Origin of the sequence: Tenacibaculum xiamenense (assembly GCF_964513065.1) — a bacterium.
Classification (GTDB): domain Bacteria; phylum Bacteroidota; class Bacteroidia; order Flavobacteriales; family Flavobacteriaceae; genus Polaribacter; species Polaribacter xiamenense.
Window position 1 is genome coordinate 682,924 of record NZ_CAZEQU010000033.1, and the last position, 10,983, is coordinate 693,906.

9 protein-coding genes and 1 pseudogene (1 of these 10 only partly in view) are annotated in these 10,983 nt (G+C 31.7%); 5 read left to right on the forward strand and 5 right to left on the reverse strand.

The genetic code is table 11. The annotated features are described in order from the left end of the window. Positions 1 to 49 precede the first annotated feature (49 nt). Positions 50 to 940 carry a LysR family transcriptional regulator gene (locus ACKTTV_RS14085; protein WP_408031487.1) on the forward strand — a complete coding sequence of 297 codons (891 nt, stop codon included), beginning with the start codon at positions 50 to 52 and terminating at the stop codon, positions 938 to 940. An 87-nt stretch (positions 941 to 1,027) separates the two neighbouring features. Here ACKTTV_RS14085 and ACKTTV_RS14090 read toward each other — a convergent pair whose 3' ends face one another. From ACKTTV_RS14090 to ACKTTV_RS14100, 3 genes are all read right to left on the reverse strand, one after another. Beyond that, complete coding sequence (locus ACKTTV_RS14090) at positions 1,028 to 3,508, reverse strand: PIG-L family deacetylase (protein WP_408031488.1); 2,481 nt, start codon at positions 3,506 to 3,508, stop codon at positions 1,028 to 1,030. Positions 3,509 to 3,717: 209 nt separating this feature from the next. Continuing rightward, positions 3,718 to 4,395, reverse strand: coding sequence for an energy transducer TonB (locus ACKTTV_RS14095; RefSeq protein ID WP_408031489.1), 678 nt, complete (start codon positions 4,393 to 4,395; stop codon positions 3,718 to 3,720). A 177-nt stretch (positions 4,396 to 4,572) separates the two neighbouring features. After that, positions 4,573 to 6,003, reverse strand: a complete 1,431-nt coding sequence (locus ACKTTV_RS14100) for an ATP-dependent DNA helicase (protein WP_408031490.1) — start codon at positions 6,001 to 6,003, stop codon at positions 4,573 to 4,575. 107 nt (positions 6,004 to 6,110) lie between these two features. Here ACKTTV_RS14100 and ACKTTV_RS14105 point away from each other — a divergent pair, with 107 nt between their 5' ends. From ACKTTV_RS14105 to ACKTTV_RS14120, 4 genes are all read left to right on the forward strand, one after another. Continuing rightward, positions 6,111 to 6,842 (forward strand): hypothetical protein, encoded by a 732-nt coding sequence (locus ACKTTV_RS14105; RefSeq protein WP_408031491.1) that lies wholly within the window; start codon positions 6,111 to 6,113, stop codon positions 6,840 to 6,842. Beyond that, positions 6,820 to 7,644, forward strand: a complete 825-nt coding sequence (locus ACKTTV_RS14110; RefSeq protein WP_408031492.1) for a DUF3822 family protein — start codon at positions 6,820 to 6,822, stop codon at positions 7,642 to 7,644. Before ACKTTV_RS14105 ends, ACKTTV_RS14110 begins: the two co-directional genes overlap by 23 nt. Continuing rightward, positions 7,644 to 8,201, forward strand: a complete 558-nt coding sequence (locus ACKTTV_RS14115; RefSeq protein WP_408031493.1) for an RsmD family RNA methyltransferase — start codon at positions 7,644 to 7,646, stop codon at positions 8,199 to 8,201. The genes ACKTTV_RS14110 and ACKTTV_RS14115 overlap by 1 nt, the downstream gene beginning before the upstream one ends. A 104-nt stretch (positions 8,202 to 8,305) precedes the next feature. Further along, positions 8,306 to 8,584, forward strand: a complete 279-nt coding sequence (locus ACKTTV_RS14120) for an STAS domain-containing protein (RefSeq protein WP_408031494.1) — start codon at positions 8,306 to 8,308, stop codon at positions 8,582 to 8,584. Positions 8,585 to 8,711: 127 nt separating this feature from the next. Here ACKTTV_RS14120 and acs read toward each other — a convergent pair whose 3' ends face one another. Together acs and ACKTTV_RS14130 are read right to left on the reverse strand one after the other, a co-directional pair. Further along, positions 8,712 to 10,637, reverse strand: a complete 1,926-nt coding sequence (gene acs / locus ACKTTV_RS14125) for an acetate--CoA ligase (RefSeq protein WP_408031495.1) — start codon at positions 10,635 to 10,637, stop codon at positions 8,712 to 8,714. A 125-nt stretch (positions 10,638 to 10,762) separates the two neighbouring features. After that, positions 10,763 to 10,983, reverse strand: a pseudogene (locus ACKTTV_RS14130) (DUF779 domain-containing protein); it runs 111 nt beyond the window's last position.

Consider the following 10,983-nt stretch of genomic DNA (forward strand, 5'->3'; position numbering starts at 1 on the left):
ATATTATATCACTTGATACTTTTTTTGATCTTTTTGCTATATTTAGTATATGGTTAGCATTAAGCAGATTAAAAGTTTTATTGTTGTTGCCGAAGAGCTTAGTTTCAGGAAAGCTTCGGAAAGATTGTGCATTTCTCAACCTCCTTTAACCAGAATTATTAAAAGTTTAGAAAGTGAATTAAGAGTAACACTATTTAAAAGAGAAAAGAAAAAAATTTCACTTACCTATGAAGGCTCTATTTTTTTAGAAAAGGCTCGAGAAGTCCTTTTAAAACTAGAGGAAGCTACTGATTCTTTAAGATTGTTTGATGAAGATACTATTGGTACTTTACGTATTGACTTTACTTTTTTCGGAATATCTGAATGTATGCAGAAATGCATCGATAGCTTTAGAACGAAATACCCTAAAGTAAAACTAATTATAAGTGAAACAGAGGGGACATACAATGTGAAAGAAAAAATTTTAAGTAACAAAACTGATATAGGAATCACTTATGGTTTTGGATTAGATACAAGAATTGAGAGTGTAGTTATTGAACATGACCATGTTTTATATGCCATTCCTGAAAGTAATAAGTTTTCTAAAAACGAATCAATATGTTTGGGTAATTTAAAAGATGAAAACTTTATTTTGTTTCCTAGATTGGTTGACCCTATATGGTACGAAACTTTTCTAGCAAGGTGTTATTCGTTCGGTTTTTCTCCAAAAATTGTTCAACATGTTGAATCTATGTGGAAAAAAATTAATCTAGTTTCTTTAGGAACTGGTATTACATTTACGGGAAAAAACTTTGCGAAGTATAATATTTCGGGAGTTAAATTTATTTCTCCTACAAAAGAACAGGCTCAAGAGTTACCTGTTAACTTATCGTATCGGAAAACTAATGACAATCCTTTTCTTGATAGTTTTCTCAAAATCGTATTGGATAAAAAAAATTAAGAAAATAGAATTAACAACAAGTTTAAAAAAAATCCCACGCCTGATTAATACAAGCATGGGATATATTATTCTATTTATTAATAAGTCTTACAAAGACAATAAATTTGTAAATAATTTGTAGGCTCCAGAAACTCCTGCAGGAAGTTCTCTAAAGAAACTTACTCCTGTATATACATAATTTCCTTTACCATATTTTGCAATTAAAAGACTCCCCTTTTTTGGTGATTCTCCTTTATCATTCATTGATAAAATTGGCACATACTCCTTACTCCAAGAATTTGGGAAATACAATCCACGTTCCTGAACCCATCCTTCAAAATCTTGATCTGTTATTTTGTTTGGATATTGTAAAGCTCTGTGATCTTTTGCTAACATTGTTACTTTTGCATACTCGTCAGTAACTCTATCTCTAGATAATTTCAATTCAAATGGAGCCTTTACATCAACACGACGATTTGTATTGTATTGAACAATCATGTTCCCTCCATTTTTAACATACTCCAACAAGTACTTTTGTTTAAACTGAAGTTCCTTTTTGGTGTTATATGCTCTAATTCCAACAACAACTGCATCGAACTGAGAAAGAATTTTGTCATTTATTTCACTAGGAGTAATTTCGGTTACCTTATAGCCAATTTGCTTTAAGCTTTCTGGTACGGCATCACCTGAACCCTGAATATAACCTATATGAGAACCTTCCTTTTTAATATTTAAACGAACTACTTTTGCTCTTGATGGAAGTAAAACAGTTTGTTTTGGTATGTGGTCATAATTTATTTCTACCAATTCCTTATCATACGTTTTTCCATTTACTACAGCAATTGCATTAATATAACCTTCTGATTCATTTGATGTAGGGGTAACCATAAAATCGGTCATTCGAACATCTCCCTTTTGTTCTATTGAAAAAGAAATTTCTGCTGGACTCACCTTCCATCCCTTTGGAGCTTGAATTTTTACAATTCCATTTGAGTTGTCTGCTCCTGCCTTTACTTCAACACTAACTTTTTGTGCATCTCCTTTTGAGAAAATCAATACTTTATCGGTTAGTTTTGTTGATACCTGAGGTACGATTTCAAAAGGCTCATAAATTTCTCCTTTATCTCTCTGAGAATATCTGTAAACAATAGGCTTTACAAATGAAATGCTCTCTCCATTAATTGAAAGGTTGTATTTGACATTGAAAGGTCTTTTACTCTCAGGATTTCCAATTTCGGTTTGATCTGCCACTTTATACATTCCTAATCCCCAAGGTTGATCTAACCAATAAGGGGCAGAATATTTCATATTTCCGATATTTAGAGTTTCCGAAAAATTCTCTTTTTTATTTGAGTTCAATTTCAAATTTTTCAATAGAAGTCTTTCTTGAGGTTGAACTTCCATAGATACCAACTCTATTGGAGTATTACTTCTATTTAGAGTTTCAAAATTCACTTTTACCGTACTATTTGGTGTAGCACTTGAACTTGATGCAGAAGCTTCTAAATACAAACCTGCACAAGCTTTTATAATGGCTTTAAGTTCTTTTGACTTTATTCCTTTCCAATGCTCATCTTTTAACCCTTGAACCAATTTGTAAGCCTTCATTAGTTCTGGTAAATGTTTTGATGGATTTATAAAATCAAATTCGTTTTCAACTTTGTTTAAAATATCTCCAATTTCTTTACCTCCTTTTACACGACTCCAAGTAGTATTAATCCCTGAAAAAATATCCTCTTTACTTGTTGGAAAATCACCTTTCAAAAACTCTACATACTCTTCTTGACTACCTCTAGTTGTCAATCTTCCAAATCCTTGGCATAAGTGCTGACTACTTGCAATTGAAGCTAATTCATTGTTTGATAATCCTTTTAAAGGGTAATAAGTTCCAATATCGAACTTCAACATTTTCGACTTATCAGCTTTAGCGAAATTATCACGACTTCCATAAAACCACCATGAGGTATTAAAAAACAATCTATTTGGTTGCCAAGTCTTCGTATAATTCAATTGATCTGAATATTTCGATGGATCATTTGCTAAATCAAATGCTTCTACACTTAACATAGCTGAAGTTGTATGATGACCATGAGTTGTTCCTGGTGTTCTATGATCGAACCTGTTTATAATTACATCAGGTTTAAACGTTCTAATAGTCCAAACAACATCTGCCAATACTTTATCCTTATCCCATATTTCCAAAGTTTCATCTGGGTGTTTTGAATATCCAAAATCATTCGCTCTTGAAAAAAGTTGCTCACCTCCATCAACATTTCTTGCTGCAAGAAGTTCTTGTGTTCTGATTACCCCTAACAATTCTCTAATTTCAGGTCCAATTAAATTCTGTCCTCCATCTCCCCTTGTTAAAGACAAATATCCTGTTCTTGCTTTATCATGGTTTGCCAAATAGGCTATTAAACGTGTATTTTCGTCATCTGGGTGCGCTGCTATATACAAAGCCGACCCTAAAAAATTTAACTTTTGAATTTTTTCATAAATCTGGTTTGAAGTTAGTTTTTGTTGTTTTTGGGCTATTATTGATGAAGTCATCAATAAAAATGAAAGAAAAATGGTTACTTTTTTGTTCATTTTTAAGGTTTTGATTGCTAACAAAAATAAGTTTTTTGTTTCGGCATTCCATCAAATTAACAAAACGCTAACATTTAAATTATAGAAAAAGTAAATTTTCATAGATCCCTTTTTAAATTAGTTAAATGATACAACAAAAAAACTCCTTGATTAAACAAGGAGTTATCATGTGTTTATTTAGGGGAAGGATTTATTCACGCAAAAGTATTTTAATGAATCTTAAATTCCATTGGAAAGCTATAAGCTACTCCTACTTCCTTACCCTTATGTTTTCCTGGGACAAACTTTGGAAGTAATGATACGATTCTAATAGCTTCTTTTTTCAATATTTCAGTATTTTGAGGTGCAATTGTTGTAAGATCTGTTACATTACCATTATTATCGATAACAAAACTAACTAAAACAATACCTTCAATTTTATTTTCTAATGCCTCTTCTGGGTATGAAAAATTGGCGTTAATATGTTGTTGTATTTCGTAGTTAAAACAAAGTTCTCCATCAATGTTTCCTTCTTTACAAGACTCAAACGCTGGTAAGGTTTCTACTTCAGAAAAAGAAACCACTTTTTCTTCAGTCTTTGAATTAACAACATTGTTTATATTCTTTTTAATATTAGCTAACTCTAAGTTTTCAACGCTTTTTTCGCTTTCAATTATATTCGCTACAATATCCGCTCTTCTAGAGTTTCTTCTTCTTTTTAAATATCTCGTTCTTAATGGAAACTCTTTTGTAGCTTCTACTTTTTCATTATCTTCTTTATCAACTTCACATTTACTTAATGAAATTGAATTTGGGTCGTTGATCTCATCTTTAGGAGATGTACAGTGTTCTTGGGCAACAATCTGTTGAGCGATTAATAGGGCGATTAAAAATGTTAGTTTCTTCATGATAAAATGTTCTAATTCTTTTACTTAATTTTATCTTAATAGTTTCAAGAGGTTTCTACTATTATGACGCAATTTCCGTAAATAAGTCACATTCAAAACATTAAATCGGTGAAAACAATTTAATAATCGGTGAGATGTATTGATTTTTTATATAATAAGTTGAACGCCATTTATCGGCTAATTGTTCACAAAATACTCGTCTTTAAAGCCTATTAAATACAACTTTTCTTGAGCACGAGTTACCGCTGTATACAGCCAACGTAAATATTCAACATTTGGACCGTCTGGTAAATAAGGTTGTTCTATAAAAATGGTTTTCCATTGCCCCCCTTGAGATTTATGACAAGTCATAGCATATGAAAACTTAACCTGTAAGGCATTGAAGTATTTATTCTTTTTCACCCCCATAAACTGCTTGTATTTCGATTTTTCATGAGCGAAATCTTCTTTTACCGCTTCATATAACCGATTTGATTCTTCATATGTTAGTGAAGGGCTCTCGCTTGTTAAGGTATCAAGTAACAATACCGTTTCAAAAGGTTGCATATCAGGATAATCAATCATTCGAACTTCAACTTCAGCAAATTTGAATCCATATAACTCTTTAATATTACGAATTCTTAAAACTTCACATATATCACCATTGGCTATAAAACCAGCAGAAGATGAATCTTTTAACCAGAAATAGTTGTTTTTAACAACCATAACATAATCTCCAGTAGAAATTTCACTTTCCTGTCCTCTAATTTTGGTTCTTATTTGTTGGTTATATTGATTTGCTCTTTTGTTTGAACGAACAATAATAGCTGTATCTTCCACCCCAATATCTCCATCATAGGCAGAAGTTATCGCATCTTGAATATCATATCCGTCTTGTAATCGAACAATGTCAGGGAAATCAGTATCAAACTTAAAATCAACAGCATCATTTTGTATAAGTAATCTTAAATCTGTTGCGTTAAACAATATTCCTGAATCTCCTTGTTGACGAACAACTTCATTCAATTCAATTTCAGTAATTTCTTTATTGAATTCAAAAGAAAGTTTATCTGCCTCTAAAGCAGGACTTACGTTTAACTTTACTGGTGGTAGCTGAGCCGTATCTCCAATAAAAACGATTTTGCAGTTTTTTCCTGAATAGACGTAAGAAATTAAATCATCTAATAACGAACCGTTCTCGAACAATTTAGAATTTTGCTTTTCATCCGAAATCATTGAAGCTTCATCAACAATAAAAATAGTATTGGTATGTTTATTAGGTTGCATTACAAAACTTACTCCACCACTACCTTGTTTTTTAGGAAAATATATCTTCTTATGTATTGTAAACGCCTGTTTCCCAGAGTATCCAGAAATTACCTTGGCTGCTCGTCCAGTTGGAGCTAATAAAACAGCTTTCTTTCCTGCTCTCCACAAATTATTTACTACAGTACTAATTGTTGTTGTTTTTCCAGTACCTGCATACCCCTTTAAAACAAATAAGGCACGATTATTGTCTTCAAAAATAAAGTTGGTCAACTCATTTAATAACTCATTTTGTCTGTAAGTTGGCTCGTATGGAAATTTTTTAAGTATTTCAGTATAAAATTTGTGTGCTGATGCTATCATAAATTCAAATAATTTTCAAAGATAAATCTATTTATAGTTAAAAATTTTCATCATTAAAAAAAAATTGTAGATTTGCGAATATCATATATTAAAAAACTAGAAATAAAATGAATTTATTATTGATTTTAGCAGCGGTTGTTGTGGCAGTTTTACTGGCAATCGTGATTGTTAAGTTTGTACCACTAAAATTAAGATGGTTAGTATCTGTTGTATTATTAGCACTTGCTGTTTTCTTGGTTTTCAAGATTTATAACGGAATTATGGAGCCTATTAATTTTGCCAAGGAGAAAAAGGTTCGCTACGCTAAAGTTATTAAGAATTTAAAATTAATACGCGACGCTGAAATAAAATATAACGAAGTTCACGGACAATATACCAATAACAAAGATACTCTTATCAACTTTATTGAAAATGGGCAATTAGTTTTAACTAAAACAAGAAACCAGCCTAAAGTAATTGAATTAGGTGGTGGAATTACTAAAGAAATTTCTGAAAAGGTTATTGATACTATTGGGTATGAGCCAGTAAAGAAATACTTTGAAGGTAAAGACTACTCAAACATGTTTAAAGTACCTGGTACTGATGCTGAATTTGAATTAGCTACTGGAACTGTTGAAAAAGTACAAGGATTAAACGTACCAGTTTTTGAAGCCAAAGTAAGTAAAGAGCCTATCTTAAAAGGGTTGTCTCGTTCTTTAATTAAACAAGAACTTGAAGCAAAAGAAGCCGACCAAATTAAAGGAACTCACGTTTCTGTTGGATCTTTAGGAGATGTAACAACAGGAGGAAACTGGCCTCCTTCTTACGACAAAGCTGATGCACTTGCAAAAAAGAAGTAAAAAAATTAGCGCAATAGCGCCACATAAAAGTCTATCCATCCAATTCAGTTTGGATGGATTTTCTTTTTGTATTCGAAATTCGGAGTCTAAAGAAGTATTAAACTATACTGAATATTCTTTTGAGAAAACAGTGGCTTCTCCGGAGTTATTGCTAGAAAAAATCATGTTTATCTTTGGAAACGATCCAGAATTACAACAAGATTTCACCAATGTTTTCGCTATTCATCAGAATAGTTTAGCCACTATTGTTCCTAGTGAATGTTTTGATCGAAACAATTTAAAGCCTTATTTAAACTTTTCGGTAAAAACATTATCTACCGATTTTTTAACATATGATAATCTTGAGGCTATTGAAGCTCATAATGTTTATATTCCTTATGTGAATATCAATAATTTTATTTTTCAAAATTTTGGAGAGTTCGAATATCAACACCATGCCTCCATCTTAATAAACAAACTACTTCCATATTCAAAATCAGTAGAAAAAGAGATGTTTGTTTATGTAGGTGTTTCTCAAATGGATATTTTAGTTGTTCATAATAAACAGTTAGTACTGTATAATTCTTTTTTGTTTGAAACAAAAGAAGATTTTATTTACTACATTTTATTTGTTGCTGAGCAACTGCACTTAGATCCCGAGTTATTTAACCTTACCTTGCTCGGAAATATTGAAGAGACATCAGATTTATATCAAATTACTTACAATTTTGTAAGAAATATTAATTTTATAGAAAGTTCAACCGTTTTTTTTAATAACAATGATGAGCTTTCTAATCACTCAACCTATCTATTACTTTCATAATGCGTATTATTTCTGGAAAACATAAAGGAAAAAGATTTTCAGCCCCAAAAAAACTGCCTGTTCGACCGACTACTGATATGGCTAAAGAATCTTTATTTAATATTATTAATAATCTGTATTACTTCGATAGTATTTCTGTAATGGATTTATTTGCTGGTACAGGAAACATAAGTTTTGAGTTTGCTTCACGAGGAACCCAAGAAATATATTCTATCGACGCTCATTATGGATGTGTTAGATTCATCAATGAAACATCAAAAGAACTCGATTTGAATATTTCTACATACAAGAGTGATGTATATAAATTTTTAGAAAAAACACCATTAAAAACGGATTTAATCTTTGCTGATCCACCTTATGACTTCAAAGAAGAAGAGTTTATAAAAATTGCCGATCTTGTTTTTGAAAGAAACTTACTTAATGAAGAAGGAGTATTAATTATTGAACATTCAAAACATACCAAATTATCAAATCACCCAAAATACAGCTATGAAAAGCGATATGGTGGTAGTGTATTTAGCTTTTTTGAAACAGAAGTAGAAGCAGAAACTGATTAACTACAGTAATTGGTATTTTAACGAATTTACGGGAACATTAAACTAAAAAACATTAAATCCTTATTCTTTATAAATAGTTTTAAGTAACCTTAAACATTTATACAATGCCCCTAAAAATTACAAAAAGCGACGACCTTTTTTATTTAAAAGGCGACTTAAACGTAACGAACTTCAAAAAAGTTGAGAAAAAAGTCAATAATTTTTTAAAAAAGCAATCTAATGTTACTCTTAACATCAACGATGTAAATGAAATTGATACACGTGCAGTAAACTGTATTGCTCAAATGTTTACAGATGCTTTAAGTCATAAAAAGCAGGTAAATATCGTTGGCTATGGAACAAAAGATATATATGATGAGCTAATTGCTCGAGATATACTTTAAAACTACCTTAATATTATTTCTTAAGAGATTTATAATAAGCTATTAAAGCTGTTGAATATAAAAAACCCTCGAACTGGTAAGGTTCGAGGGCATCTTAATCAAAAATGTAAATAGTTCCCTATTTATTTTAGCTAACCAACTCGCTGCTCAATCTTTTGTCAATAATACTCTGAACTACTTCAGGGTTTAACAAAGTAGATACATCTCCTAGGTTATCTAACTCATTATGCGCTATTTTTCGCAAAATTCGTCTCATAATTTTACCAGAACGAGTTTTTGGCAACCCCTCGGTAAATTGAATTTTATCTAATTTGGCTATCGGGCCAATATGTTCCGTTATAATTTGGTTTATTTCTTTTCGTAGATTATTATGATCTCTTCCTTCTCCTGTTTCCTTTAAAATTACATAACCATATAAAGCATTTCCTTTAATGTCATGTGGAAAACCAACAATAGCGCTTTCTGCAACTGCTGGATGCTCATTAATAGCATCTTCAATTGGAGCTGTTCCTAAATTGTGTCCAGAAACAATAATTACGTCATCTACTCTACCTGTAATTCGATAATAACCTACCTCATCACGTAATGCTCCATCTCCTGTGAAATACTTGTCAGAAAATGCAGAAAAATACGTATCCTTATATCTCTGATGATTTCCCCAAATAGTTCTTGCCATTGACGGCCATGGAAATTTTACACATAAACGTCCATCAACCTGATTTCCGTGAATTTCATTTCCTTGCTCGTCCATTAAGGCGAGCTGAACTCCTGGTAATGGTAAAGTAGCATAGGTTGGTTTTGTAGGTGTCGCATAAGGAATCGGTGAAATCATCATTCCTCCTGTTTCCGTTTGCCACCAAGTATCAACGATTGGATTTTTCTTCTTTCCTACGTTGTCATTATACCAATGCCACGCCTCTTCATTAATAGGCTCTCCAACTGTTCCTAATACTTTAATTGATGATAAATCATATTTATCTACATATTCTAAATTTTCTTTTGCTAAAGCTCTAATTGCCGTTGGAGCAGTATAAAACTGTGATACCTTATGCTTTTCAACAATTTGCCAAAAACGTCCAAAATCAGGATAACTTGGTACTCCTTCAAACATAACAGTCGTAGCTCCATTAGCTAAAGGTCCATATACTATATAACTATGTCCTGTAATCCAACCGATGTCTGCCGTACACCAATACACATCATTTTCTCGGTAATTGAACACATTTTTAAAAGTGTAAGCTGTATACACCATATAACCAGCTGTTGTATGAAGCATTCCTTTAGGGCTTCCTGTAGAACCTGAAGTGTATAAGATAAATAAAGGATCTTCTGCCTTCATTACTTCTGCCTCACATTCTTCAGATGCTTTATCTAATAATGGCTGTAACCATTGATCTCTTCCTTCTTTCATTGGAATATCGGAATGAATTCTTTTAGCTACCAACACCGTTTCAACGGTTGTACAATCCTCTAACGCTTCATCTACAATCCCCTTTAAATCAATAGTTTTTACTCCTCTAAATGATCCATCTGAAGTAATGACCATTTTCGCCTCACAATCATTTATTCTTGTTCCTAATGCTGAAGATGAGAATCCTGCAAAAACAACAGAATGTATAGCCCCTATTCTTGCACATGCTAATAAAGAAATAGCTAATTCAGGAATCATTGGTAAATAAATACAAACTCTATCACCTTTTTTAATTCCATTGTCTTTTAAAACATTTGCAAACTGATTTACTCTTTTGTGTAATTCCGTATAACTAATTTTCTCGGCTTCTTCATCTGGATTATTAGGTTCAAATAAAATAGCCGTTTTATCACCACGAGTCGCCAAATGACGATCAATACAATTTTCAGTAATATTTAATTCTGCTCCTTCAAACCACTTTACTTCAGGCTTTGAAAAATCATAATTCAAAACCTTGTCCCATGTTTTTTTCCATACGAAATGTTCTTCTGCCACTTCTTCCCAAAATAACTCTGGATTTCTTACTGACTTTCTATAAACTTGATAATATTCTTCTAAATTCTTTATATGATAATTACTCATTAATTCAACCGTTTACATTTTTCGAAACCAAACTAGGTCTTACATATTAATTTGACATATTTTTTCTACTAACAACATATTTTTAGCATCTAAATGCATATATAAATCAACTATTGTCATAAATATCACTCTAATAGTTTTGAATGCACAATAAAACGGACTCCCAAAGGTATCTCCAATGAAAAACTAGATCCTCTACCCTCCGTCACATCAATTGTTAAATAAGTGTGTTTCCAATATTCAAACTGATCTTTGTTCATGTAAAACGGGACTTCTAATAGTTCACCCAGTAAAACATCGCTATCATCCAAGTAGAAATCTTCTTTTGGTAAAATCATTGGCGCCG

Excerpts from the sequence above, each read along its gene's own strand:
- ACKTTV_RS14095 (WP_408031489.1), bottom strand. The coding sequence starts at position 4,395 with ATGAAGAAACTAACATTTTTAATCGCCCTATTAATCGCTCAACAGATT.
- ACKTTV_RS14100 (WP_408031490.1), bottom strand. The coding sequence starts at position 6,003 with ATGATAGCATCAGCACACAAATTTTATACTGAAATACTTAAAAAATTT.
- ACKTTV_RS14090 (WP_408031488.1), bottom strand. The coding sequence starts at position 3,508 with ATGAACAAAAAAGTAACCATTTTTCTTTCATTTTTATTGATGACTTCA.
- ACKTTV_RS14115 (WP_408031493.1), top strand. The coding sequence starts at position 7,644 with ATGCGTATTATTTCTGGAAAACATAAAGGAAAAAGATTTTCAGCCCCA.
- ACKTTV_RS14110 (WP_408031492.1), top strand. The coding sequence starts at position 6,820 with ATGCACTTGCAAAAAAGAAGTAAAAAAATTAGCGCAATAGCGCCACAT.
- ACKTTV_RS14120 (WP_408031494.1), top strand. The coding sequence starts at position 8,306 with ATGCCCCTAAAAATTACAAAAAGCGACGACCTTTTTTATTTAAAAGGC.
- acs (WP_408031495.1), bottom strand. The coding sequence starts at position 10,637 with ATGAGTAATTATCATATAAAGAATTTAGAAGAATATTATCAAGTTTAT.
- ACKTTV_RS14085 (WP_408031487.1), top strand. The coding sequence starts at position 50 with ATGGTTAGCATTAAGCAGATTAAAAGTTTTATTGTTGTTGCCGAAGAG.
- ACKTTV_RS14105 (WP_408031491.1), top strand. The coding sequence starts at position 6,111 with ATGAATTTATTATTGATTTTAGCAGCGGTTGTTGTGGCAGTTTTACTG.